Here is a 25249-nt window from a genome sequence, read left to right as displayed (position 1 = left end):
ACGTCGGCCTTGCTCGATGACCTATCGATCGATCCATCGGGAAGGTACGCCTCCTTCCTGCAGGCTGATCCACAGGTATTGAGCATTGCTCGAGGTAGGCTCCGTCGCATCCCCTCGGGTCCATAGCGAGCAGGTCTTCGTGCAAGCCTGAGAGGACTCGCCCAGTCGGCGAACCGTCTTCGCCAGACTCGATGACCGTCCAGCCGACATCAACGCCTGAGACATTTACATCGCGGCCTGCGTCGAGCGCGTCAAGCGTTGCGAAAACCGCTTCGTAGGCAACAGCCTGAGCTAGCCGCATCAGGTCGCCCCGATCAGCTCCCGCAGTGAGAAGGCGTTGGGCGGCGGGCAGCTGATCAAGAGCGCCCGGCGAAGCCCAGCCGCCGATCGGTTCCCGCCACAGGCTTTGCAGCAGCATCAATCGGGCGAGATGCGGCAGGTTCTCGCTGATCTCCGACCTGGCCCAGCCCGCCGCGTCATCAACCCCCAGAGCTTCCAACTGATCGCGAAGCGCTGTCGCAGCGTCCCGCTGCGGCCCGGCCAGGCTGTTTAGCCAGTCATCCCATGTGGTTTGGAGATCGCTCACCACGCCAGCATGCCCTACGGGCAACCGGCACTGTTCGGGGGCGGCCCAGGACCTCCCGGAACCAGGCAGGATCTTCGAGTGCCATCCGCGCAGATGCCTACGGTTGTCTGGGACGAAAGTAGGCGAGGTGTCCCAGACAACGGCAGGCACTCCAGGTCACTGCTTCGTGCTGCCCACACTTACCTGGGATAGGACACTCGGCGACGCACGTTCACCTGGTCTTTGTGACCAAGTACCGGCCGGGAGTGTTCACCGACGACATGCTGACGCGCTGCGAAGAGATCATGCGGGACGTGTGCCAACACTTCGAGGCAGAACTCAAGGAGTTCAACGGCGAACGCGACCACGCGCACCTCCTGGTGCACTACCCGCCCAAGGCCGCCGTCTCCAAGCCCGTCAACAGCCTCAAGGGCGTCTCCGCCCGCTACCTGCGACGCGAATACACCGGGATCACGAACCGGGCCATCATGCACGGACGCCCGTGGTCGCCGTCCTACCTCTCCGCCTCCCGCGGCGGCGCACCACTCGCGAACATCCGCCAGTACATCGTGCAGCAACAACGTCCGCTCTGATCTGCGGGCCAGAGCAACCCAGAGATGCGTTCCATCCCCGGCCCGAAGACCGAGGCTTTCACGCAAGATGATCGGTAAGAATGGCGTCGGAAGCGACTTACAAGGAGACCCCCATGACGCTGTACGACATTCCGCTCCACACGCTCACCGGCGAGCCGACCACCCTCGGCGCCTACCGCGGCCAGGCGGTCCTGCTGGTGAACGTCGCCTCCAAGTGCGGGCTCACCCCGCAGTACGCGGGCCTGGAGCGGCTGCAGAAGGAGTACGGGGACCGGGGCTTCACCGTGCTCGGTGTTCCGTGCAACCAGTTCGCGGGCCAGGAGCCGGGCAGCGCGGAGGAGATCCAGACGTTCTGCTCGACGACGTACGGAGTCAGCTTCCCGCTCCTGCAGAAGGTCGACGTCAACGGTGACGGGCGGCACCCGCTGTATGCGGAGCTGACGCAGCTCGCGGACGCCGACGGCGAGGCGGGTGACGTGCAGTGGAACTTCGAGAAGTTCCTGATCTCCCCGTCCGGCGAGCCGGTGGCCCGCATCCGCCCCCGCACGGAACCGGAGGCGCCGGAGCTCGTGGCGGCAATCGAGGCCCTGCTCCCCGCCTGACGGGCGGCGTTGTGCCGGGCGGCCTGATGGTCAGCCCGCCCGGCACGACCTCACCCCCGCCGGGTACAGGATCAAGCCCGTCCGGCGATTGAGGACAAAGCGGCGCCGGAGGCACCGCAACCGCCCCGGCACCCCTGCGGCACCGCGCTAGCGGATCGGCACGCCCGACAGCGTGCGCGCAATCACCAGCCGCTGAATCTCGCTCGTACCCTCGAAGATCGTGTAGATGGCCGCGTCCCGGTGCATCCGCTCCACCGGGTACTCACGGGTGAAGCCGTTGCCGCCGAGGATCTGGATCGCCTGCGCGGTGACCTTCTTCGCCGTTTCGCTCGCGTACAGCTTGGACATGGAGCCCTCGGCCGACTCGAACGGCTTCCCGGTGGTCGCCATCCAGGACGCCCGCCAGACGAGCAGCCTGGCCGCGTCGATCTGCGTCCGCATGTCCGCGAGCTGGAACGCGACGCCCTGGTTGTCGATGATCGGCCGGCCGAACTGGGTACGGGTCCTCGCGTAGTCGAGCGCGACCTCGTACGCGGCGCGTGCGGTGCCGACCGCCATCGCGCCGACCGCCGGGCGGGACGCCTCGAACGTGGCCATCGCCGCGTTCTTCACGCGCTCGCCACCGGACTGGGCGCGCTCGCGGGCCCGCGCCAGGCGCTGGTCCAGCTTCTCCTTGCCGCCGAGCAGGCAGTGGCCCGGGACACGGACGTCCTCCAGAACGACCTCCGCCGTGTGCGAGGCCCGGATGCCGTGCTTCTTGAACTTCTGGCCCTGCGAGAGCCCGGGGGTGTTCGGCGGCACGATGAAGGAGGCGTGGCCCTTGGAGCCGAGCTCCGAGTCGACCACGGCGACGACGACGTGGACATGGGCGATGCCGCCGTTGGTCGCCCAGGTCTTGGTGCCGTTCAGCACCCACTCGTCCTTGGCCTGGTCGTACACCGCACGGGTCCGCATCGAGGCGACGTCGGAGCCGGCGTCCGGCTCCGAGGAGCAGAAGGCGGCGACCTTCACATCGTTCGCATCGCCGTACATCTGCGGGATCCAGGTGCCGATCTGCTCCTCGGTGCCGTTGGCGAGGACGCCGACGGCCGCCAGGCCCGTACCCACGATCGACAGGGCGATGCCCGCGTCGCCCCAGAACAGTTCCTCCATGGCCATCGGGATGCCGAGCCCCGTCGGGTCGAAGAACTGCTGGGCGTAGAAGTCGAGGGAGTAGATGCCGACCTTGGCCGCCTCCTGAATGACGGGCCACGGTGTTTCCTCACGCTCGTCCCACTCCGAAGCAGCCGGACGGATCACATCCGCGGCGAAGCCGTGAAGCCAGTCACGGACCTGCTTCTGGTCGTCGTTGAGATCGAGCGTGAACTCGGCCATGTTCCCCTCCATGCACTGCCGTAAAAAATCATCGTTACTTGCGGTAACAGAAGTCTGTTACCGACAAGTAGCCTCTGTCAACAGGTCAGACTCCGATCAGCACCACCGATGGGCAGGGTGTTACGTTGCGCAGGCGTAACGGACTTGCATGGCCAATTGCACGGCCAGGGTGGGGAGAGGCGACATGGAGACCACAGGAAAGGCCGAAAGACAGCGGACCGCGGCCGAGCAGCGCCGCCGGGAGTTGCTGGAGGCCGCCGACCGCGTGGTGCTCAGGGACGGGCCCAAGGCCTCGATGAACGCCATCGCGGCGGAGGCCGGGATCACCAAACCCATCCTGTACCGGCACTTCGGCGACAAGGGTGGCCTCTACCGCGCGCTCGCCAAGCGCCACACCGACGCGCTGCTGAGCGCGCTGCGGGCGGCGCTCGACGCCCCCGCCGAGCGCCGCCAGAGGGTGGAGGCGACGCTCGACACCTATCTCGCGGCAATCGAGGCCCGTCCGCAGGTCTACCGCTTCCTGATGCACCCGTCCGACGACCCCGCCCCCTCCCCCGAGCAGGGCTTCGACGTCGGGCGCCACTCCGCCCCGCTGCTGCGCCGGCTCGGCGAAGAGCTCGCCCTGGTCATCGCCGAGCGGGTGGACCTGGGCCCGGACAGCGAGGAGATGGCCCGTATCTGGGGCCATGGCATCGTCGGCATGATGCATGCGGCGGGCGACTGGTGGCTGGGCGAACGCCCCTGCTCACGCGCCCAGTTGGTGCGCAGCCTGGCCGATCTGCTGTGGGGCAGGCTGGCCGCCGCGGGCGACCTGCCGGGCGGGCCCGGCTTCTGACGGCGGGAGAGCGTGGTCAGTCGGTACGTCCCCAGGGCGCCCGGCGGGCCGCGCGCAGTGCCCTTGCCCGGCGCAGGCCGGTCAGCCGGTCCGTGTAGACGGTGCCTTCGAGGTGGTCGCACTCGTGCTGGAGACAGCGCGCGAACCAGCCCGTGCCGTCGACCCGCACCGGCTCCCCCCCGACGGTCAGGCCCTCCACCACCGCATGGTCGAAGCGTGGGGTCCCGGCTTCCAGGCCGGGAAGCGAGAGGCAGCCCTCCGGCCCGCGTACCGTGATGCCGTCCGCCTCGACCAGCTTCGGATTGACGAGATGACCGAGGTGACGGACGTCGTCGTCGTCGGGACAGTCGTAGACGAACACCCGCAGCGGTATGCCGATCTGATTGGCGGCGAGACCGACCCCCTGCGCCGCGTACATCGTGGCGAACATGTCCTCGACGAGCCGGGCGAGCGACGGACCGAAGTCGGTGACGTCCTCGCAGGCGCCGTGAAGCACCGGGTCACCGAGCAGAGTCATGGCGCGGATGAGTCCGGAACTGCCGGGGATCGGGCGGTTTCGCATGGCCGTCATCGTACGTTCCACGTGACCTCCACCTTCCTGGTGGTGCCGTGGTGCGGTCGCCGCGCCGGACATCGATAGGCTGGGCGCTGACCGATGCAAGGAGGATCTAGGACGATGGCAGGCAACACGGAGCCGTTGTCGCCGCGGGCCAAGCTGGCGGTGACGGCGGGCAAGGCCGCAGCGGCGGTGTCGCGCGCTGCGGGGCGCGGCAGCGGATCGGTGATCGGCGGCCGGGTGGCGCTCAAGCTCGACCCCGACCTGCTGGGGCGGCTGGCGCAGCACCTGGACGTGATCCTCGTGTCGGCGACGAACGGCAAGACCACGACGACCCGGCTGATCGCCGAAGCACTGCGGGCCGCCGGCCCGGTCGTGTCGAACGCGCTCGGCGCCAACATGCCCGCGGGCATCACCTCGGCCCTGGCCGGTGGCTCGGATGCGAAGTACGGCGTGATAGAGGTCGACGAGAAGTACCTCGCCGGCGTCGCGCGGGACACCACACCCAAGGTGATCGCGCTGCTCAACCTCTCGCGCGACCAGCTGGACCGCGCCGCGGAGACCCGGATGCTGGCCGAGAAGTGGCGTGAGGGGCTGTCCGGCTCGAAGGCCGTGATCGTCGCCAACGCCGACGACCCGCTGATCGTCTGGGCGGCGTCCTCCTCCCCCAACGTGGTGTGGGTCGCGGCCGGGCAGGCGTGGAAGGACGACGCCTGGTCCTGCCCGTCCTGCGGCGGTGTGATGCAGCGCCCCGGCGACGACTGGTTCTGCGGCGAGTGCGGTTTCCGCCGCCCCGCCCCGAGCTGGGTGCTGCACGGCGACTACGTCCTGGACCCGCACGGCTCGGCGTGGCCGATCCACCTGCAGCTCCCCGGCCGCGCGAACAAGGCGAACGCCACCAGCTCGGCCGCCGTCGCGGCCGTCTTCGGTGTGCCGCCACAGGTCGCCCTGGAGCGCATGTATCAGGTGCAGGCCGTCGCCGGCCGCTACGACGTGGTCTCCTTCCTCGGCCGTGAGCTGCGGCTCCTGCTGGCGAAGAACCCGGCGGGCTGGCTCGAAACGTTTTCCCTGATCGACCCGCCGCCCACGCCGGTGATCCTCTCCGTCAACGCCCGGGGCGCGGACGGCACGGACACCTCCTGGCTGTGGGACGTCGACTACACCCAGCTCGCGGGCCACCCGATCTTCGTGCTCGGCGACCGCAAGCTGGACCTCGCGGTCCGCCTCGAAGTGGCCGGTCTCGACTTCCGGGTCTGCGAGAACCTCGACGAGGCCGTGCAGCAGGCCCCGCCCGGCCGTATCGAGGTCATCGCCAACTACACCGCCTTCCAGGAGCTGCGCCGTCGTGTCGGCAACTGACCCCGGCCCCGGCCACCTCCGGAGAGGACGAAGCATGAGCAACAACGGTCTGCGTCTGGTCTGGGTCTACCCCGACCTGCTGAGCACCTACGGCGACCAGGGCAACGCGCTGGTGGTGGAGCGCCGGGCCCGGCAGCGCGGTCTCGACGTGCAGCGCGTCGACGTGCGCAGCGACCAGCCGATCCCGACGTCCGGCGACATCTATCTGATCGGCGGCGGTGAGGACCGTCCCCAGCGCCTCGCCGCGGAGCGGCTGCGCCGTGACGGCGGTCTCAGCCGGGCCGCGTCCAACGGCGCGATCATCTTCTCGGTCTGCGCCGGCTACCAGATCCTCGGCCACGAGTTCATCAACGACCTCGGTGAACGCGAGCCCGGTCTCGGCCTGCTCGACGTGGTCTCCACGCGTGGCGAGGGTGCCCGGTGCGTCGGTGACGTACTGGCCGACATCGATCCGCAGCTGGGCCTGCCGCAGCTGACCGGTTTCGAGAACCACCAGGGCGTCACCCATCTCGGCCCGACGGCGCGGCCGTTCGCCCGGGTGCAGTTCGGCCGGGGCAACGGCACGGGTGACGGCACCGAGGGGGCGTACAACGACACGGTCTTCGGTACGTACATGCACGGGCCCGTGATGGCCCGTAACCCGATGATCGCGGACCTGCTCCTGAAGCTGGCCCTCGACGTCAACGCCCTGCCGCCGACGGACGACCGCTGGTACGAGGCGCTGCGCGCCGAGCGCATCGCGTCGGCGACCCAGCCCGCGTGACCCACATGGCCCGCATGACGCACATTTCGCTCAACTGAGCGGGGTCCAGCAGGCGGACGCCTGGTTCGGTCCCGCCACCCTGCGCCGGTAGGGTGGCAGGGATCCAACCGGACGACGTGGTCCGGTCGTCGGCCCACGTTGCAAAGGTTTCCCGGGCAATGCGTATTGGTGTGCTCACCTCCGGCGGCGACTGCCCCGGCCTCAATGCCGTCATCCGTTCCGTCGTGCACCGCGCGGTGGTCGACCACGGCGACGAGGTCATCGGCTTCCACGACGGGTGGAAGGGCCTCCTCGAGTGCGACTACCGAAAGCTCGACCTCGACGCGGTCGGCGGCATCCTCGCCCGCGGCGGTACGATCCTCGGCTCGTCCCGGGTCCAGCCCGCACATCTGCGGGGCGGCGTCGAGCAGGCCAAGGGGCATGTCGCCGATCTCGGTCTCGACGCGATCATCCCGATCGGCGGCGAGGGCACGCTGAAGGCGGCTCATCTGCTCTCCGAGGCGGGGCTGCCGATCGTCGGCGTGCCGAAGACCATCGACAACGACATCGCGTCGACCGATGTGACCTTCGGCTTCGACACCGCGGTCGGTGTGGCCACCGACGCCCTCGACCGGCTGAAGACCACCGCCGAGTCGCACCAGCGGGTGCTGATCGTCGAGGTCATGGGCCGCCACACCGGCTGGATCGCACTCCACTCGGGCATGGCGGCCGGTGCGCACGCCATCGTCGTGCCGGAGCGCCCCTTCGACATGGACGAGCTGACCGAGCTGGTCGGCAAGCGTTTCTCGGCGGGCAAGAAGTTCGCGATCGTCGTCGTCGCCGAGGGTGCCAAGCCGCGCGTGGGCTCCATGGAGTTCGAGCAGGGCACCAAGGACATCTACGGCCACGAGCGGTTCACCGGGATCGCCACGCAGCTCTCCGTCGAGCTGGAGCAGCGCCTGGGCAAAGAGGCCCGCCCGGTGATACTCGGCCATGTCCAGCGCGGCGGCACCCCGACCGCGTACGACCGGGTCCTGGCGACCCGCTTCGGCTGGCACGCGGTCGAGGCGGCGCACCGTGGCGAGTTCGGCATGATGACGGCGCTGCGCGGCACGGATATCACCATGGTGCCGCTGGCCCAGGCCGTGGAGAACCTGAAGACGGTCCCGGCCGAGCGGTACGCCGAGGCCGAGTGCGTGCTCTGAGCAACACCAGCACCTGAGAACTGCCCCCGCCCGCAGCTGCGGCCGGGGGCAGTTCTACTCTGGTCGGGACAACCGGCACGAAACGGGGACGTCCCCATCGGGAGTGAACAGATGGATCACAGCGGGCACGGCATGAACATGGATCTGCCGCCGTTCACGCTGGGACGCGGGCTCCAGTTCTCCGCGGACCCCGTATTCCTGATCGGATGCGTCCTCGCGCTCGGCCTGTACGGCTACGCGGTGCTGCGACTGCGCAGACGCGGGGACGGCTGGCCGGTCAACCGGATCATCTTCTTCACGGTCGGCGTGCTGAGCATCGCCCTGGTGATGTGCACGAAGCTCAACGACTACGGCATGGTCATGTTCAGCGTGCACATGGTGCAGCACATGGTGATCAGCATGCTGTCGCCGATCCTGCTGCTGCTGGGTGCCCCCGTGACTCTGGCGCTGCGCGCACTGCCGGTCGCGGGCCGTGGCCGCACGGGCCCGCGCGAGCTGCTGCTCATGCTGCTGCACAGCCGGTACATGAAGATCATCACGCATCCGGTCTTCACCATCCCGCTCTTCATCGCCAGCCTGTACGCGCTGTACTTCACCCCGCTCTTCGACTTCCTCATGGGCTCGAGGACCGGGCACCTCGCGATGATGGTGCACTTCCTCGCCGTCGGACTGGTCTTCTTCTGGCCGATCATGGGCGTCGACCCGGGACCGCACCGGCCCGGCTATGTGATGCGGATGCTGGAGCTGTTCGCGGGGATGCCGTTCCACGCGTTCTTCGGTATCGCGCTGATGATGGCGACCTCTCCGATGGTGGAGACGTACAAGCATCCGTCGGCCTCGCTCGGCATCGACGCGCTCAGCGATCAGAACTGGGCGGGCGGCATCGCCTGGGCGTTCAGCGAGATCCCTTCGGTGCTGGTGTTGATCGCGCTGGTCTTCCAGTGGTACCGCTCCGAGCAGCGGACCGCGAAGCGTGCGGACCGCGCCGCCGACCGCGACGGGGACCAGGAGCTGAAGGCGTACAACGCCTATCTCGCCTCGTTGCAGGCGCGCGGACAGTAGCGGTGGAGACACCTTCCGGGTGACGATGGGGTCCACGGCCGCGCGGCCGACGAGGAGGGTACGCGCATGTCCGGATCCACGAAGACGATGGGGATGCTCACCGTCGGGGCCCTGGTGGCGGTCACCGCCTACACGGTGGCGCTGGGGAGCAACGGCTGGCTCTGGTTCGGCTGGGTGGTGCTCGGGCTGATCACCCTGGGAATGGTCGCCACGCGCGACACCTGAGCAGGGACCTTTTTCCGTTGCGACGGGTGGGCCCGGCAGGGCTCGGACGACCCGTCCGGCCGAGAGGCAGCGCCCGATCGGAACCCCGGCCGGCACCTTCGCCCCGTTCACCGAGGGCGTCGTCGCGTTCGCGCAGCGCACCACGCGGGCCGCTTCCTCGAAGCGGGTGTCGGGCAGAGCGAGCCCGATCCGGTACGCGCCCCGGGCGCCGCCAGGCAGTTCCGGCGTGGAACGTACGGTCGACGGCGCCGGTTCCGCGTGGCCGTCGGTGGTCCCGGCGCGTCGCGTGGGCTGTCCAGTCGAGCCAGTCCGCGCCGGTCCCTTCGTAGGGGACAGTCCGTCCGCCGGCGTCCGGCGTCACGATCCGCGGGGACGCTCGACCGGGGCGAATCCTCGGTTCACCACGTCGCCCTCGACGTGCCGCCTGCAGCGGCCGAGCGATCGCAGCGCACCCGACCAGTACTGATCATGCTGCCCTTCTCCGCGTACCGCACCCAGGTGTGCAGCCCTGCGGCAGAGCCTCGACCAGGGTGCTCGTGACGGCGGTGACGTCTCGGCCAGGGCCTTGGTGCGGTCGGGCGGTGCCGGCCGCCGCTCGATGCCCATCGTCGGATCGCATTCGATCCAGCCCTGGCGCTGCCACCAGCCGATCGCCTTGCGCGCGATGGACAGCTCCCGGTTGACGGTGTCGGCGTCCATCTCGTCCGCCCGGGCCGCCGCCAGCTCGGCCAGCACCTCGGGCAGTGCCGGGTTGTTGATCGCGGCGACGGGGAAGACGGGGGCTTCGCGCCCCGGCGGGCGGGTCCGGTCGGCGCCGGTTCCCCGGCGAGCATCCACCCCCAAGTGGTGAGCGAGATGCGGTAGATCCGCGCGGAGGACTTCGCGATGCCAGCGCCGGTGAGGTACCGCTCGACTGCCGCGGTGTACGACGCGGGCGGGGCGGACAGGGGTACCACCCGGGCGCGCGGCAGCCGAAGCGCACCCCCGCTCCCGAGTTCGGTCACAGGTTCCATCACCATGCCCGCCCCGCCCTCCCAGCACTGCCGCAGTAAATGCGTACACCTCACCCTGGCGGCCGGAATGGTCCGCCGCAGGTCGCGGTGATCACGGTAGAGAGTTCGCCGCAGTAAATCCGGTATTTACTGCGGAAGGACCGGCCCGCGCCCTCTATGGCGGGCTGTTCGTCGTTTCCGCGCAGCATTCGCATGACGGTCGCAGGCGAGGGCGCCGCCCCTGGATAGGCATTGACGCTCAGGCTCGACAGGCCGGAGTTCGACACCCTCCACCCTCCCCGGTCTCACCCACCGTTCGGATGCCGGCTTCCGGATCCGGACGGCCCACCGGCATCGCGATCGCGCGGACGGCCCGCCGTGGCTGACCGCGCGCAGCAGATCATGGCCGCAGCCCGGGAACTGCTCGACGCCGAAGGGCCGGATGCGTTGTCGATGCGGCGCATCGCCGAGCGTGTCGGCATCCGGGCGCCTTCCTTGTACAAGCACTTTCCTGACAAGGCCGCTATCGAGGCTGGGCTCCAGGCGCAGGGGATGACCCAGTTGGCGGAGGAACTGGAGGCCGCCGAAGCCGAGATCGGTGTCGAACCGCCCCTGCTTGTGCTCGCCCATGCCTACCGACGGCACGCGCTCGCCAGTCCGCACCTCTATCGCATCACCCATAGTCGGCCGCTCGCCCGCACCGCGCTCCCCGAAGGACTCGAAGATCGCGCGGCGACGCCGCTGGCCCACGCGGTGCACGGCGACATTGACAGCGCGCGCTCGTTCTGGGCATTCGCGCACGGCATGGTCGTGCTCGAACTCGATGGCCGCTTCCCGCCCGGCGCAGACCTGGACGCCGCATGGTGCACCGGCTGCGAGGCCTTCGCCCAGACAATCCGGAACAAGACCCGGGGAGACACCGCATGACCACCATCGCCAAGGAGCCCGCTACCGGCGTCACCGCCCGGGCCGCCGGATACGCACACGCCGCGGCGTGGATTCTCGGGCTCACCGCCGCATGGGGAGCCACACCCGAAGTCGGTGACACACACGTCGGGATCACGGCCGCGTACGCCGACCGGCCGGTCCAGGCTGTCGCCCAGGCGCTGCTCGTTCACGGTGTGGCAGCCGTCGGCCTGTTGGTCGTCGGATCCGGAGTGCTCGACTGGGCCCGCCGTACCGGCAACACCGCGGCTCGCTTGGCCGGATGGGCCGGGAGAGCCGCGGGGGCGCTCGCATGCGTGCAGCTCGTCCTGGAGCTGATCGCGATACCTGGAGCTGATCCAGTGTCACCGGGCAGGACGGGCGCACTGTTCGAGGCGGTCCAACGTGCGGACGGTGTCAAGATGTTCGCCCTCGCTACGCTCGCCGCGGCCGCCTGCACGGCCTCGCGGCACGGCACACTGCTGCGGCGTTGGGAGGTCGTCATCGGTTGGGTCCTCGCCGCCACGATCACCGCTTCCGGTATCGGTTACCTGCTCCTGTCCACCGCCTTGACCCCGGCGGCATTCATTTCACTGCCCTTGCTGCTGATCTGGATCGCCGCACTCGGCGCAGCCCTCAGACGCCGGCCCTGAGCGCTCGCTCGACCAGACGGGCTTCTGATCAAGGGTCTCAGGAAGCCGTTCGGTGCACGCCTGATTACCAGTCCGCTTGACTGAGCCTCCTACGGAGTGACCATGGATCTCGCCTACCTTCCCAGCCCTTCGACCGGAGTGCTTCACCTCGGCCCGGTTCCGTTGAGGGCGTACGCCTTCTGCATCATCCTGGGTGTGTTCGTGGCTGTCTGGCTCGGCAACCGGCGCTGGGTCGCGCGGGGCGGGGATCAGGGCGCCATCGCGGACGTCACCATCTGGGCAGTGCCATTCGGCCTCGCCGGTGGACGGCTGTACCACGTGATCACCAGCCCCGACGCGTACTTCGGCGAACGCGGCGAGCCCATCCGAGCCCTGTACGTGTGGGAGGGCGGGCTCGGTATCTGGGGCGCCATCGCCCTGGGCGGGGTCGGCGCGTGGATCGGCTGCCGTCGCCGCCGCATCCCCTTCCCCGCCTTCGCGGACGCGGTCGCTCCCGGCATAGCCCTGGCCCAGGCGATCGGCCGCTGGGGCAACTGGTTCAACCAGGAACTCTACGGCCGCCCCACCACGCTCCCCTGGGGCCTGGACATCGACCGCGCGCACCGTCCGTCCGGCATGCTCGACATCGCGACGTATCACCCCACCTTCCTCTACGAGTCCTTCTGGGACATCGGCGTCGCCGCACTGGTCCTCTGGGCGACCCGCCGGTTCGCGCTCGGTCACGGCAGGACCTTCGCCCTGTACGTCGCCGCCTACACGGTCGGCCGGTTCTGGACCGAGTACCTGCGCATCGACGAGTCCCACACGTTCCTCGGACTGCGCCTGAACAACTGGACCTCTGTCATGGTCTTCCTTGGCGCCATCGCCTGCCTCGTCGTATCGGCCCGCCGCCACCCAGGCATCGAGGACGTGTCGCGGCCACAGGACGAGGGCGGCAACGAGAGGGCCGATGAGCCGCGCCTGGCCGTCGCCTCTGTCGACCCCGCCTCCGGGTAACAGCCCAGCGCGAGGGGCAGCCGAAGCTCCGGCATCCAGGGAACGGCTCATCGGGCGAGCCAGGCGGCAGCTCCAGCAGGCGAGTGATCCTCTCCCCAAGAAGAGGCAGGTTCTGGAACGTCGGGAACAGATCGTGATGCGCTCGTGTGGGCGGCTAGCCGTGCTTGTGCGCCCCAGCCTTCCAGAGCACCGAGAGGTGTATCACCGTGATGAGACTTGCGGGCTCATCAGTGGGAACGTCGAGAGCGGGGGACCCGGTGAGCGAATTGGACGAAGCGAGGAGCCGTCGACGATTCGGCCTCATCGCTGTCATGGCGGTACTGCCGCTGGTCGTGGATCTGGCAACTAAACAGATCGCCTTGGCCAATTTCTCGCCGGCGGACCCGGTGAGCACTCTCGGCGGTTTCCTGAAGTTCACCCTGATTTCCAATTCCGGCGCCGCATTCTCGGTCGGCGAGGACGCGACGTGGTTGTTCAGCGCGGCCAAACTCATCGTGATCACCGGCATGCTCTGGGTCGCACGCCGGGTCCGCGTCCCCCTGTGGGGTGTGGTCTTCGGCCTGCTGGTCGGCGGCGCGGCGGGCAACCTCGTGGACCGCATCTTGGTTGCGCGGCTCGGGCTGGGCCTCGGCCGCCGTGAGCCGGATCGCCCCGGACTTCCGTTCGGCGATGTCCAGCCAGGACAGCTTGGGCATCTTGTCGTTGAGCAGGGTCAGTTCGCCCGTCATCTGCTCGCGCAGCTCGTCGACGAACACCGCGGCGTCCAGCGGCTTGCGCAGCTCCCGGTAGTTCTCCGCCCGCCGGGCCTCGAAGTCCTGCGGCAGGTCCTCGTCCGGGTTGCGCCACTTATCGGCGCCGACCACCCATATCTCCTTGCACTTGAGCTGATCGCGCAGGGCCTGGAAGGCGACGACCTCGTAGCCCATGCGCACCACCCGGCGCCGGCCCCGCTTGTCGGTGCGGTGCACGACCTCCGCCCAGTCCCCACCCATCGCCTTGTGGACCGGCACCGTCTCACCCAGCGGGTAGTACGTCGTGTTCCCCGCGTTCGCGTACCGGGCCACCAGCGCCAGGGCCTCGATCACCGGCCGGTGGGCATGGTTGGAGGAACGGAACTCCAGCACGTCCAGCAGCTTGATCAGCCCGCGCCGGTAGTGGTTGGTGTACGACGCCTTCATCGGCCACTGGAGACCGCGTAGTACTGAAGGTCCTGCACGGTGGCCGTACGCCGCGCCGGACAGCGGGTCGTGACGGCGGCGGCGGTATCCCCCGCGCGGCGGACCACGGCCTCGGTGCGACCGGGGCTCAGCGGCAGGTCCCGGGCGTACACGCCGACGGGAGCACGGTAGGTGTGGGGCACGGTGCCCACACGCGCGGAGACCGTGGCGGGCGCGGTCAGGAAGGTGAGCACCTCCACCTGGTCGCGCGGGGGCGCGGTGCCCGGACGCGGGCGCATCAGTCGGGGCTGAAGCGAGGCACTGCCGGCATCCGTGAACTGGACGCGGGAGGTGACGTACACGGTGTCGCGGACGATCTGCGGCCACGCCCCGGTCTTGAAGCGGGTGAGGTAGTACGAGGAAATGTCCAGGTACGTGTGGCCGTTGTGCAGTGAGGGGGCGAACTGGCTGCCTTCCGAGTAGTCGTTCCAGGTGGTGAGCTGCACCCAGTCCGCACCGTCGGAGATGGCGTGGTTCCAGGTCGACCGCAGAGTGGCGGTGTTGCCCGCCTCGTCGTAGATGCCCTGGTTGGGTCGGGCGTCCTGCACGGACACGGCCTGCATCCACTTCTTTCCCAGGGAGTGGGCGAGCTGGATGTCGCCGGGAACGTTGTCCTGGCGGCTGTAGCTGCGGTTGCCCCAGGACGAGAAGGCGTGACTGATCGGCGCGAACCTCTCGGCGTTGGCGCGGAAGTCCAGGAAGACCGGGACGAGCGCGGTGCCGATGCCGTGGTCGCGCAGGCGCGCGATGACTTGACCCCACCAGGCGGGGTCCTGGGCCTCGGCCTTGAACGGGGAGACCACGAGGCGTCCGTCGGCCAGCCGGTATGCGGACGGGGACGCGGCAAGCCGGGCCAACTGGTCGGCGAGGGTGCGCGGGTCGGTGTGCAGGGAGGTCATGTCCGGCATCAGCACGATCCGGAAGCCCGGATCGACGCGCTGCGCCGCGCGCAGCAGCATGTCGACGCGCTGCCGGTTGATGCCGGTCAGGGAAAGGATGTCGACAGTGAATCCGTCGAGGCCAGCGTCCCGGGCAGTCCGCACCTCCCGCTCCAGATTGGCGAGTTGCCAGTCGCCGCTGGACCGCTGCACGGGCAGCGGCCGGTCACGCAGCAGTCCGCCGTAAGCCGCGTGCTTGCCCTGCTCGCCCTGCGGCGTGAGGTAGTTGCGGGCGTAGTAGTCGTGCTCGGCGGGCTGGTTGTCGAGGGAGAGCGGATACGGCGGAAAGTAGTGCGCGAAGACCAGATGCGGGCCGTCGCGGAGCACATCGGCGGCCGGCAGGTCGAAAGGAAGCGCCTCGACGCCCGTTCGCTCGGCGCGGGGCGCGGCGTCTTCCCGGTCACGGGCCAGCCCGGTGCCGGCGATCAGTCCGATCAGTAGCAGGCCGAACAGGGCACCGAGTGCGGCGCGCCGCCGGCGGCCTGACGGCCTTCGGTGCTGGTACGTTTGACGAGCGGGATGATCCGTCATGGGTGTCCTCCGCGGACGCCGGTGGGCCGACGGTGCGGACTCTAGTGCATGTGCGGCCCATTGTCTGGCGAACCGTCACCAGGCGGGCATTTCCGGCGGTCACCGCCGTCCCGTCAGGGAGTCGTGGCGCCGAGCCGGTCGGCGTCGTGCGACTGCAGGTAGATGTCGAGGGCGTCCTCGCGCATGGCCCGCCACAGCTGAGGGCCCGCGCCGGAATCCAGGAGGACCACGGACTGACCGGAGATCATGCCGGTTCCCTTGGCGGGAGCGTTCATGAACACGATGTTCCCGGGTCGGACCTCCTTGTTGTCCCACAGCAGGGCACGCAGGTCGCCGTCGCCGAGCCGGTCGTCGACGCTCACGGCGGCGGTCAGGTCGTCCAGCACCTCGGTGGCCTTGCCGGGGTTGGAGAAGGTCGAAGGACTCATGACCTTCGCCAGCAGCGTCCGCAGGAAGTACTGCTGACGGTGCGTGCGGTCGAAGTCGCCGCGGGCGAGGTGATAACGCTCACGCACGTAGGCCAGGGCCTGCGTTCCGTTCATGTGGCGGCCGGCGCCGTCCACGACGAGGTCCACTCCGCCCACGGAGTCGGTGAGTTTCTTGAAACCGTCCCAGTCGATGACGGCGAAATGGTCGACGCGCACCTTGGTCAGCCGCTGCACGGTGTCGATGAGCAGCGGTGGTCCACCCCAGGAGAAGGCGGCGTTGAGCTTGGCCTTGCCGTGTCCGGGGATGTCCACCCACGCGTCACGGGGCAGCGAGACGACGTACGCGCCGGAATGGTCGGCCGGGAGGTGGACCAGCATCATCGTGTCACTGCGCTGGGCCCCGTACTTCCACTCGGGGGCCTTGGCGTCACGGCCCGTGGTCGGCAGGACGGAGCGGCTGTCGACGCCGACGAGGAGGAAGGTCTGCCCGCCTTCGGAGGGCGCCGGCTGCGCCGCCGCAGGGACCTTCGTCGGGAAGACACCGGAGATGCGGTCGACCTTCCCGGTGTAGTGGTCGACGGCCCACCAGGCGCACCCGCCCACCATGAGCAGTCCCACGGCGAGCAGTACGAGCGCCCCGAGGAGCACCCGTCGCGCGCGGTTTCTGCCGCGCCGGGGCTGCGCCCGCGTGGTTCCGGTGGCATCAACCCCCTTTTGCGAAACGTCAGTTGACGGATCGCGGTCGTCGGCCACCGGGTCGGATGCCATCGAACCGGCTCCGCCCGCCCCTTCCTCCCGGTCCGCCGCTTCGTCCAGGCCCGTCGCTTCGGCCTCGGCCGTGTTCTTGTCCCCCACCACGCACTCCCCACATGGACGCGGTGCGGCCCCTTCCGCACCAGGCGCACACTGTAGCCAGCACGTTCGACATTCGTACTACTTTCCGTGCGGACATCACCACGCGACATCAACCAGCGGGCTCGGTGCGGGATTTCGTACGGCTCGGCACTTCTCAGTGACGTTCACGTAAACGCCCCCATGTGCACAAGTTTGCCGTACTGTTCACCATCGTGCCGCATGTTCGACGAATGGGCGTTCGTGACATCCGGCAACCCGTGCCGCAGAACGTGCCTGGGGGGGTACATGTGGGATGTTCAGGCCGCTGAATCCGACAGATCACGTAAGTCGCGCTCGCGGGCGCGCGCGTCCTCACTGTGGATGGGACGCAAGTCCCGCTGGTATCTTCCCGACCTGGACCGCAGCATCGCCCTGCTGGGCCTGCTCGTACTGGCACCGGTGCTGCTGGTGATCGCAGCCGCAGTGAAACTGTCCTCGCCGGGGCCGGTGCTCTGTCTCCGCGAGCGCATCGGCCGGGCCGGGCGCCCCTTCGTGATGCGGAAGTTCCGCACCATGCGAGTGGGCGCCGACCGCCAGCAGGCCGCGCTGGCCCAGGAGAACGAGCACGACGGCCTGATGTTCAAGATGCGGCGCGATCCCCGGGTCACCCGGGTCGGTCATTGGCTGCGCCGCACTTCGCTCGACGAACTGCCCCAGCTCGTCAACGTCCTCAAGGGTGACATGTCCCTGGTAGGTCCGCGGCCGCCACTCGCCGGCGAAGTGGCGCACTACACGCCCGTCGAGTGGCGGCGGCTGAGCGTACGGCCGGGCCTGACCGGGCTGTGGCAGATCAACGGACGCTCCGACCTGTCCTGGGACGAAACCGTCCAGCTCGATCTCAGCTACGTCGACAATTGGTCGTTCACCAGTGATGTGGACGTCAGGTCCCGCACGTTCCGCGCCGTCGTCGACGGCCGCGGGGCGTACTGAGAGCGCCGCTCGTGGCCGGACAGTGCCCCGGCGCGCGCCGCGCGCCGGGGTCCGTGAACCAGCCGGGTCCGTCAGCCGTCGAAGCCGCTGCGCCAGTGGGCATAGGTCGCGACGATGCCGTCGCGCAGCGGGATCGCCGGCTTCCAGCCGAGCTCCGCGAGCCGGGAGATGTCGAGCAGCTTGCGCGGGGTGCCGTCGGGCCGCGTCGTGTCCCAGGCGATCCGGCCGGTGAACCCGGTGACCTCGGCGACCGTTGCGGCCAGTTCGCGGATGGTGAGGTCGCTGCCGCAGCCGACGTTGACCGGCTCGTCGCCGTCGTAGGAGCGCAGCAGCACGGCGCAGGCGGCGGCGAGGTCGTCCACGTGCAGGAACTCGCGACGTGGGGTGCCGCTGCCCCACAGCATGACCTCCTCGCGTCCCTCGGCCACGGCCTCGTGGAAGCGGCGGATCAGGGCGGGCAGGACATGCGACGTCTCCAGGTCGAAGTTGTCGCCGGGACCGTAGAGATTGGTCGGCATGGCGCTGATGTACGACGCCCCGTACTGGCGCCGGTAGGACTGCACCTGGACGATGCCCGCGATCTTCGCGAGGGCGTATGCCTCGTTGGTGGGTTCAAGGGGGCCGGTCAGCAGCGCGTCCTCGGTGATCGGCTGGGGCGCGTGCCTGGGATAGATGCACGACGACCCCAGGAAGAGCAGCCGGTCCACCCCCGCGGCCTGTGCCCCGGCTATCACGCTGAGCTGGATCTGGAGGTTCTCCTCCAGAAACTGCACCGGCTGGGTGCTGTTGGCCATGATCCCGCCGACCTTCGCGGCGGCGAGCACCACCGCGTCGGGGCGCAGGGCGGCCAGTTCGGCCGCGGTGAGCGCGGCGTCGCGGAGGTCCAGTTCGGCGCGGGTACGGGTGAACACCTCGTGCCCGTCGGCGGCGAGCCGGCGGGCCACAGCGGAGCCCACCAGGCCACGGTGGCCGGCGACGAAGACACGGGCGCTTTCGGGCAGCAGCGATGCGGTCATGAGCCGGATCATGCCAGGCGCCGCGTGATCAGCACGCCCACACCGCCAACTCTGCCGAAATTTACCGTAGTTCATGACATGCGTCCCGCGCACGGCGGGCGTACGGACCGGATCCGTCCCCGGGACGGGTCCGGCAGGGAGGGGAACCCCGCATGGCCAAAACCGCGCTGATCACCGGCGTAACCGGGCAGGACGGCTCGTACCTGGCGGAACTGCTGCTGTCGAAGGGATACCGGGTGCACGGCCTGGTGCGGCGGTCGTCCAGCTTCAACACCGAGCGGATCGACCACATCTACCAGGGCCCCCAGGAGGCCGAGCGACGCCTCGTGCTGCATCACGCCGACCTCTCCGACGGGGTGGCGCTGGTGAACCTGCTGCGCGACATACAGCCGGACGAGGTGTACAATCTGGGCGCCCAGTCCCATGTGCGAGTCTCCTTCGACGCGCCGCTCTACACCGGCGACGTGACCGGCCTGAGCACGCTGCGGCTGCTGGAGGCGATCCGGGCGAGCGGGGTGGAGACCCGTATCTACCAGGCGTCGTCCTCGGAGATGTTCGGCTCCACACCACCCCCGCAGAACGAGGTCACCCCCTTCCACCCGCGCAGCCCGTACGGTGCCGCGAAGGTCTTCGCGTACTGGACCACCGTCAACTACCGCGAGGCATACGGGATGTTCGCGGTCAACGGCATCCTGTTCAACCACGAGTCCCCGCGCCGTGGCGAGACCTTCGTGACCCGCAAGATCACCCGCGCCGTCGCCCGGATCAAGGCCGGCCTCCAGGACCGTCTCTACCTCGGCAACCTGGACGCGGTCCGCGACTGGGGGTACGCGCCCGAGTACGTCGAGGCGATGTGGCGGATGCTTCAGCACGACGAGCCGACGGACTACGTGGTCGCCACCGGAGTCCCGTCCACCGTGCGGCAGTTCATGGAGACCGCGTTCACCCACGCCGACCTCGACTGGAACGAGTACGTGCGCTACGACCCCAAGTACGAGCGTCCCAGCGAGGTCGACGCACTGATCGGTGACGCGTCCAAGGCGCGCGAGACGCTGGGCTGGCGGCCCGGCGTCCTGGTGGAGGAGCTCGCGCGGATCATGGTCGACGCCGATGTGCGGCAAGTGGAGGACCAGCTCGCGGGCGCCGCGGTGCGCATCGACCGCTGACGCCGGGTGCGTGCAGAAAGGCGACCGTGCGTACCGGATGCGGACGTCCGGGACGCACGGGATCATCGTGAACACACCGGAATTTCCTACTAGATGAGTCAAGTGCGCTCCATCGCGTGTCATGTACTCGTATGGTTCGCGAGTAAACACGTTCATGCAGCCCGTTCGGATCCGGGGGACATCGGCGGGCTCGTCGAGGCAGAGGGCCCGCGACCGGGCCCGGAAGCCGGGGGGTACATGCAAAGATCCAGAGGGCTCAGCGCCGCCCTCGTCCTGTCCACCGCGGCGGGCCTGGGCCTGGTGGCCCTGCCACAGCCGGCCGCCGCGCTGACCCCGCCCATCGCCTTCACCGCCGACGACCTGCCGACCTGGCAGACCAACGGCATCGTGTGGGCCCTGGCGGAGGCGCACGGCACGGTCTTCGCGGGCGGCACCTTCTCGCAGGTGCGTCCGCCGGACGGAGGAAGCGGCACCGCGCAGAACGCGGTGAACTTCGTCGCGCTGGACGCGGCGACCGGCGACCCCACCTCCTGCACGCTGTCCTTCACCATCGGCAGCGGCACCGCGACCGTACGGGCGCTCGCGGTCTCGCCGGACAAGAAGACGCTGTACGCGGCCGGTTACTTCGGCGCGGTCAACGGCACGCAGGTCAGCAGCCTCGCCGCCATCGACATCGCCACCTGCACGCCCAAGGCGGCCTTCCACCCGAGCGTCTCCGCCACCGTCCGGGCGCTCGCGGTCACCGACGACACCGTGTACCTGGGCGGCGACTTTCCCTCTGTCGGCGGCAGCGCGCACGCGCGGTACGCGGCGGTGGACGCCACCAGCGGCGCGGTCAAGCCGTTCCAGGCCGACGTCGACGAGCCCGGCCGGGCCGTCGCGGTCACCCCGGACGGCCAGAACGTGATCCTCGGCGGTGACTTCTTCACCGTCAACGGCGCGAACTCGCACGCCCTGGCCGTCGTCGACGCGACCACGGGCGACAACGTCCGCACCTACCCGGGGTTCATCGAGACCAACTCGGTGGTCAAGGCGCTCGACACCGACGCCACGGGCTTCTACACCGGCAACGAGGGCACCGGCGGCGGCGTCTTCGACGGCCGCATCGCGCTCGACCTGTCCACGCTCGACCAGCGCTGGCGCGACACCTGCCTGGGCGCCACCCAGGCCGTCAAGTCGTACCAGGACGTGCTCTACAGCGCCTCGCACGCACACGACTGCTCCAGCGTCGGAGAGTTCCCCGACGGGCGCCGCCACCACCTGCTCGCGGAGCCGACCACCGGCACCGACAAGCTGGGCTGGTTCCCGGACACCAACGACGGTCTGGGCGAGGGTATCGGCCCGCGAGCCATGACAGTCTCCGAGACCTCTGACAACAAGTACATGTGGGTCGGCGGCGAGTTCACCACCGTCAACGGCTCGGCGGCCCAGGGCCTGACGCGCTTCGCGGCCTCCCCGGACACCGGTGCGCCGACGGTGCCGTCAGTCAGCGCCGAGTCCGTCAAGCCGACCGAGGCCCACGTGCGCTGGCGCGCCGGCCTCGACACGGACGACACCAAGCTGACGTACAAGGTCTACCGCAACGGTGGTTCCACGCCCGTGTACACGGTCGACGGCGACTCCGTGGAGTGGTCGCGCCCGCAGCTGTCGTTCACCGACAAGAACGTCACCGCCGGCTCCACCTACAGCTACCGGGTGGCAGCCACCGACGGCGCGGGCAACACCTCCGCGCTGTCCGCCGCGGCCACGGTGACGGTACCGACCTCCGCCCAGAAGTACGCGGCGAAGGTACTCGACGACGGCGCGAACCTGTACTGGCGCTACGACGAGTCCGCCACCCCGTTCGTCGGCGACACCTCACCCGGTGACCAGAACGGCATCCACCTCAACGGGCCCTCGCTGCGCCAGACCCCGGCCGCCGTGACCGGTCCGTCCACAGCCATCGGCTTCGACGGCAGCGACCAGATCGTCTACAGCGACAAGCGCACCACGGTGCCGAGCCAGTACTCGATCGAGACCTGGTTCAGGACGACCACCAACAGGGGCGGCAAGCTCGTCGGGTTCGGCAACAACACCACGCGGCCCAGCGGCAATTACGACAAGCACGTCTACATGCGCAACGACGGCCGACTGGTCTTCGGCGTGTGGACGGGCAGCGCCCGCACCATCACCTCACCCGCCGCCTACAACGACAACGCCTGGCACCACGTCGTCGCCACCCAGGGATCCTCCGGCCTGGCACTGTATGTGGACGGCACCCAGGTCGGCACGCTCGCCGAGACCAATAGCCAGAGCTACAGCGGCTACTGGCACGTCGGCGGCGACAACCTCAACGGCTGGCCGAACCAGCCCTCCAGCAACTACTTCGCCGGACAGATCGACGAGACCGCCATCTACCCGTCGGTGCTGAGCGCGGCCCAGGTGCAGAGCCACCACACCGTGGCCTCGGCCCCGGCCGACAGCGTGCAGACCGTCCTGGCCTCGGACGACACGTACGTCAACGCCGGTGCCACCGGCACCAACTACGGCACCTCCACCTCGCTGGCGGTGCGCGGCAGCGCGGCGTACGAGACGTATCTGCGCTTCGACCTGCCGACTGCCCCGGCCGGGACGGAGCTCAAAAGCGCGCGGCTCGCGGTGAAGACCACCACGCTGAGCAGCGCGGGCAGCACGGACGACATCTCCGTGCGGCCGGTCACCGGAAGCTGGACGGAGGCGGGGACCACCTACGCCTCCAAACCCGCTGTTTCCTCGACCGTGGTCGGCACCCTGAGCGGGGCCACCGACCTCTCGACGGTCTACTCGGCGACGCTCAACACCACGGCGCTCTCCCCGGCCCTGGGCGGCAGCTACGACCTGGCGCTCACGAGCACCGGGACGGACGCGCTGTGGCTGTGGTCCAGTGAGGCGTCGGCCGCGGAGAACACCCCGCAGCTGGTGCTGACCTTCGGGGCGCCGTAACCCTCACCGCGTCCCCGCGTGCGGGGCACCGGGCCACGGACCGGCGCCCCGCACACCCGCTCGGGCCCGCACCTCTGTGTGGGCCCGCCTCCATACCCTGGCCCACTGGGACCGCAGGAGCCACCATGCACACTCGTACTCTTCGGCGCGGCGGCGCCGGCGCCGTCGCTCTCACCGCGCTCCTCGCGCTCGCCGGCTGCAGCTCGGAGGGCGGCACCGAGGCGAAGCCGAAGCCCACGCAGCGCATCTCCGACGACCAGGCCGCCGCCGTACCCGACGACCAGGGGAGCCCCGCCTCCGAGGGCCCGTCGACACCATCCAAGGGCCCGGTCCTGCCCGACGCGAAGCTCACCCCGGCGACCGGCTCCTTCACCGCCAAGGAGAAGAAGTACTTGCACGGCCGGGTACCCGCGAACATGGACCCGGCCGCCGTGCTCCAGGTCGGCCAGGAGGCCTGCCAGCGCATCGAGCGCACCGCCGTCCACGACAAGAACGCCGCGATCGGCGCGCTCATCGCCGGGGACGTGCCGGGCGCCGACGACGCGATCAACCAGCTGTGCCCGAAGCAGAAGCCCCTGCTGGGCGCCGCCGCGACCGGCTTCGCCGACGGCACGCGCAGGAAACCGGAGCCGGACACATACCGGGCGCTGACCACCGCCGGGGGCTGCACCTGGAAGGCGCTGGGCGCGGACGACAAGGTGCTGGCGTCCGGCCCTGGTCCGGGCAACACGGAGAAGGTGACCGCGAGGATCCCGGCCGGGACCCGTACGTTCGTCTCGTCGGGCTGCTACGCCTGGCTTCCCGCGTAGGCCCGCTCGTACACGTCGAGCAGCGCGCCCAGGACCGCGTCCATGGAGAACGTCCCGGCGGTGAGCTTGCGGGCCGCCGCCGACGCGGACCGGCGCACGGACGGCTCCAGCAGGTCGAGCACCGCAGGGGCGATGCCGTCCGGGCCGGTCACCACGCGCCCGGCTCCGGACCGGTCCACGTCGCGGGCCAGCCCGTTGGAGTCGGTCACCACAACCGGGGTGCCCACGGCCATCGCCTCCAGGACCGACATCGGGAACGGCTCGTCCACCGACGGCAGCACGTAGACGTGCGCCCGGCGCAGTTCCTCGGCCATGCGCGCCTTGGTGAGCGGCCCTGGGCAGCTCACCTTCCCCACCAGTCCCAGTTCGTCGATCCGCCGCCGCGCGGCTGCGAGTTCTCCCTCGTCCGGCCCGGCCACGACGAAGGTCGCCTCCGGGTGCCGGGCCAGGATCGCGGGCGCCGCGTCCACCAGGTCGACGGGGCGTTTTCGGGCCTGCAGCCGGGCCGCGTACAGGATGCGCGGCGGCCCCTGGGGTGCCGTGCCCCCGGGCTGCGCGGGAACGCCGTTGACCAGGCGGACGGCTCGGTCGAGGCCCGCTCCGCCCACCACGGATTGCAGATCCCGGAGTTCGTGCGTGGTGAGATGCAGTACGGCAGCGGCGCCGCGCAACACCCTGCGGACCGCGACCGCGTCGAGGAGCCGGGCCGACAGCCGTTCGCTCGGGTCGACCATTCCGTGCGTCTGCAGGACCAGGGGCTGCCCGGCGCGCAGCGCGGCGAGCGCCACCGGTAGCGTCACCAGGTCGCGCGCGAGATGCACATGGACCACGTCGGCCCGTCGCACGAGGCGGTGGGCGCCGGCGAGGAGCGACGGGGAGGTCAGGCCGCTGAACCCCAACGGCAGAACCCTGCGCGCCTGATGGAGCCGGGCGGGCACGCCCTCCACGGCCTCGGGCAGCGGCCGCTCAAAGCCGTCGGCCAGGCCGGTGAGGCGGGCGTCGTGTCCGCGTTCGCGCAGGCCCTGGCAGAGGTTGAGGGCGACCCGGACCGGGCCGCCGAAGGCGTGGGTGGCGCTGTGCAGGGTGACCGCGTGCAGCACTTTCACGCCGGCTCCTCGACGGGTCGGCGCCGGTTGTCGGCGGTGTGCAGAATCAGTTCGGGCAGGTCATTGTGGAGGATTGCCCCGGCGCCGACGACGGCACAGCGTCCGACCTTCACTCCGGCCAGGACGGTGGCACGGGCGGCGATCCACGCGCCGTCGTCCACGGTGATCGGCGCGTTGCGGTACCGGAAGTCGGCGGCGCGATGGTCGTGGCCACCGGTGCACAGAAGGGCTTCCTGCGACACACACACGTGGGCGCCGAGGGTGACCGGTTCCAGGTTGAGGATCCACGCCCCCTCGCCGATCCAGGTGTGGTCGCCGACCGTCAGTTTCCACGGCCACAGCACCCGCACGCGGTGACGGATGAGCACCCCGGTTCCGATCTCGGCGCCGAAGGCGCGCAACAGGGCCGCCCTGACCCGGGCCGGGGTGAACCATGCCATGAAGACCGTGTTCATCACCGCGAACCAGAGCGCCTGGACGAGTTTGCCACGCCCCTTGTCGTATCCGGCCAGTGTGAAGGCCGGGAGATCACGCATCGAACCATCCCCCCAACGGCGCCTCCCCAGACGC

The 25249-nt window shown here is 69.7% G+C and carries 24 protein-coding genes and 1 pseudogene; 16 read left to right on the top strand and 9 right to left on the bottom strand.

The genetic code is table 11. The features are described from left to right. The coding region (locus ACWD6R_RS08230; RefSeq protein ID WP_451817941.1) for a hypothetical protein at window positions 1–586 on the bottom strand (586 nt) is incomplete at its 3' end. 188 nt (window positions 587–774) lie between these two features. Between ACWD6R_RS08230 and tnpA the strand changes: the two genes are divergently transcribed. Further along, window positions 775–1158: an IS200/IS605 family transposase gene (tnpA, locus tag ACWD6R_RS08225; protein WP_451817954.1), complete on the top strand. Its 384-nt coding sequence runs from the start codon at window positions 775–777 to the stop codon at window positions 1156–1158. Window positions 1159–1271: 113 nt separating this feature from the next. Beyond that, the gene (locus ACWD6R_RS08220) at window positions 1272–1760 is read left to right on the top strand and encodes a glutathione peroxidase (protein ID WP_451817940.1); all 489 of its coding nucleotides are present in this window, start codon (window positions 1272–1274) and stop codon (window positions 1758–1760) included. A gap of 147 nt (window positions 1761–1907) precedes the next feature. Here the strand turns inward: ACWD6R_RS08220 and ACWD6R_RS08215 are convergent, their stop codons facing one another. Beyond that, on the bottom strand, window positions 1908–3134 hold the full coding sequence (locus ACWD6R_RS08215) for an acyl-CoA dehydrogenase family protein (RefSeq protein WP_451817939.1): 1227 nt from the start codon (window positions 3132–3134) through the stop codon (window positions 1908–1910). Between the two features lie 184 nt (window positions 3135–3318). Between ACWD6R_RS08215 and ACWD6R_RS08210 the strand changes: the two genes are divergently transcribed. Continuing rightward, entirely contained in the window at window positions 3319–3969 is a 651-nt protein-coding gene (locus ACWD6R_RS08210; RefSeq protein WP_451817938.1) for a TetR family transcriptional regulator, read from the top strand. A gap of 16 nt (window positions 3970–3985) precedes the next feature. On the opposite strand, the gene def is transcribed toward ACWD6R_RS08210, so the two are convergent. Beyond that, window positions 3986–4531, bottom strand: coding sequence for a peptide deformylase (gene def, locus ACWD6R_RS08205; RefSeq protein ID WP_451817937.1), 546 nt, complete (start codon window positions 4529–4531; stop codon window positions 3986–3988). Window positions 4532–4645: 114 nt separating this feature from the next. On the opposite strand from def, the gene ACWD6R_RS08200 reads away from it, so the two are divergent. The 5 genes from ACWD6R_RS08200 (at window position 4646) to ACWD6R_RS08180 (ending at window position 9118) form a co-directional block, all read left to right on the top strand. Then, complete coding sequence (locus ACWD6R_RS08200; protein WP_451817936.1) at window positions 4646–5884, top strand: MurT ligase domain-containing protein; 1239 nt, start codon at window positions 4646–4648, stop codon at window positions 5882–5884. Between the two features lie 34 nt (window positions 5885–5918). Continuing rightward, window positions 5919–6647: a type 1 glutamine amidotransferase gene (locus ACWD6R_RS08195; protein ID WP_359111411.1), complete on the top strand. Its 729-nt coding sequence runs from the start codon at window positions 5919–5921 to the stop codon at window positions 6645–6647. Between the two features lie 158 nt (window positions 6648–6805). Continuing rightward, entirely contained in the window at window positions 6806–7831 is a 1026-nt protein-coding gene (locus ACWD6R_RS08190) for a 6-phosphofructokinase (protein WP_451817935.1), read from the top strand. Window positions 7832–7942: 111 nt separating this feature from the next. Next, the gene (locus tag ACWD6R_RS08185) at window positions 7943–8893 is read left to right on the top strand and encodes a cytochrome c oxidase assembly protein (protein WP_451817934.1); all 951 of its coding nucleotides are present in this window, start codon (window positions 7943–7945) and stop codon (window positions 8891–8893) included. Window positions 8894–8959: 66 nt separating this feature from the next. After that, window positions 8960–9118, top strand: coding sequence for a hypothetical protein (locus tag ACWD6R_RS08180; RefSeq protein ID WP_266988512.1), 159 nt, complete (start codon window positions 8960–8962; stop codon window positions 9116–9118). Between the two features lie 357 nt (window positions 9119–9475). Here the strand turns inward: ACWD6R_RS08180 and ACWD6R_RS08175 are convergent, their stop codons facing one another. Continuing rightward, window positions 9476–9955, bottom strand: a complete 480-nt coding sequence (locus ACWD6R_RS08175) for a hypothetical protein (RefSeq protein ID WP_451817933.1) — start codon at window positions 9953–9955, stop codon at window positions 9476–9478. A gap of 557 nt (window positions 9956–10512) precedes the next feature. Between ACWD6R_RS08175 and ACWD6R_RS08170 the strand changes: the two genes are divergently transcribed. The 4 genes from ACWD6R_RS08170 (at window position 10513) to ACWD6R_RS08155 (ending at window position 13882) form a co-directional block, all read left to right on the top strand. Continuing rightward, entirely contained in the window at window positions 10513–11037 is a 525-nt protein-coding gene (locus ACWD6R_RS08170; RefSeq protein WP_451817953.1) for a TetR/AcrR family transcriptional regulator, read from the top strand. Further along, window positions 11034–11687: a hypothetical protein gene (locus ACWD6R_RS08165; RefSeq protein ID WP_451817932.1), complete on the top strand. Its 654-nt coding sequence runs from the start codon at window positions 11034–11036 to the stop codon at window positions 11685–11687. The genes ACWD6R_RS08170 and ACWD6R_RS08165 overlap by 4 nt, the downstream gene beginning before the upstream one ends. A gap of 102 nt (window positions 11688–11789) precedes the next feature. After that, window positions 11790–12683, top strand: a complete 894-nt coding sequence (gene lgt, locus ACWD6R_RS08160; RefSeq protein WP_451817931.1) for a prolipoprotein diacylglyceryl transferase — start codon at window positions 11790–11792, stop codon at window positions 12681–12683. A gap of 209 nt (window positions 12684–12892) precedes the next feature. Continuing rightward, complete coding sequence (locus ACWD6R_RS08155) at window positions 12893–13882, top strand: signal peptidase II (RefSeq protein WP_451817952.1); 990 nt, start codon at window positions 12893–12895, stop codon at window positions 13880–13882. Here ACWD6R_RS08155 and ACWD6R_RS08150 read toward each other — a convergent pair. Both ACWD6R_RS08150 and ACWD6R_RS08145 read right to left on the bottom strand, forming a co-directional pair. Continuing rightward, the gene (locus ACWD6R_RS08150) at window positions 13858–15369 is read right to left on the bottom strand and encodes a glycoside hydrolase family 71 protein (protein ID WP_451817930.1); all 1512 of its coding nucleotides are present in this window, start codon (window positions 15367–15369) and stop codon (window positions 13858–13860) included. The two genes, ACWD6R_RS08155 and ACWD6R_RS08150, sit on opposite strands and share 25 nt — an antisense overlap. 113 nt (window positions 15370–15482) lie before the next feature. After that, complete coding sequence (locus ACWD6R_RS08145) at window positions 15483–16652, bottom strand: LCP family protein (RefSeq protein WP_451817929.1); 1170 nt, start codon at window positions 16650–16652, stop codon at window positions 15483–15485. Window positions 16653–17045: 393 nt separating this feature from the next. Here ACWD6R_RS08145 and ACWD6R_RS08140 point away from each other — a divergent pair. Further along, window positions 17046–17621, top strand: a pseudogene (locus ACWD6R_RS08140) (sugar transferase); the annotation flags it as partial. A 71-nt stretch (window positions 17622–17692) separates the two neighbouring features. Here the strand turns inward: ACWD6R_RS08140 and ACWD6R_RS08135 are convergent. Beyond that, on the bottom strand, window positions 17693–18637 hold the full coding sequence (locus tag ACWD6R_RS08135; RefSeq protein ID WP_451817928.1) for a GDP-L-fucose synthase family protein: 945 nt from the start codon (window positions 18635–18637) through the stop codon (window positions 17693–17695). 152 nt (window positions 18638–18789) lie between these two features. On the opposite strand from ACWD6R_RS08135, the gene gmd reads away from it, so the two are divergent. From gmd to ACWD6R_RS08120, 3 genes are all read left to right on the top strand, one after another. Next, complete coding sequence (gene gmd / locus ACWD6R_RS08130; protein ID WP_451817927.1) at window positions 18790–19803, top strand: GDP-mannose 4,6-dehydratase; 1014 nt, start codon at window positions 18790–18792, stop codon at window positions 19801–19803. A 237-nt stretch (window positions 19804–20040) separates the two neighbouring features. Further along, entirely contained in the window at window positions 20041–22764 is a 2724-nt protein-coding gene (locus ACWD6R_RS08125) for a LamG-like jellyroll fold domain-containing protein (protein WP_451817926.1), read from the top strand. A gap of 125 nt (window positions 22765–22889) precedes the next feature. Next, a complete protein-coding gene (locus ACWD6R_RS08120) occupies window positions 22890–23573 on the top strand; it encodes a hypothetical protein (RefSeq protein ID WP_451817925.1) in 684 nt (227 codons plus the stop codon). On the opposite strand, the gene ACWD6R_RS08115 is transcribed toward ACWD6R_RS08120, so the two are convergent. After that, the gene (locus tag ACWD6R_RS08115; protein ID WP_451817924.1) at window positions 23552–24679 is read right to left on the bottom strand and encodes a glycosyltransferase; all 1128 of its coding nucleotides are present in this window, start codon (window positions 24677–24679) and stop codon (window positions 23552–23554) included. The two genes, ACWD6R_RS08120 and ACWD6R_RS08115, sit on opposite strands and share 22 nt — an antisense overlap. Beyond that, entirely contained in the window at window positions 24676–25215 is a 540-nt protein-coding gene (locus ACWD6R_RS08110; RefSeq protein WP_451817923.1) for a WcaF family extracellular polysaccharide biosynthesis acetyltransferase, read from the bottom strand. Before ACWD6R_RS08110 ends, ACWD6R_RS08115 begins: the two co-directional genes overlap by 4 nt. Window positions 25216–25249: the final 34 nt, after the last annotated feature.

It is taken from the genome of Streptomyces sp. NPDC005151 (assembly GCF_053599875.1).
The sequence above is the reverse complement of the archived record's forward strand: the minus strand, read 5'-3'. Positions and strand labels throughout refer to the sequence as shown.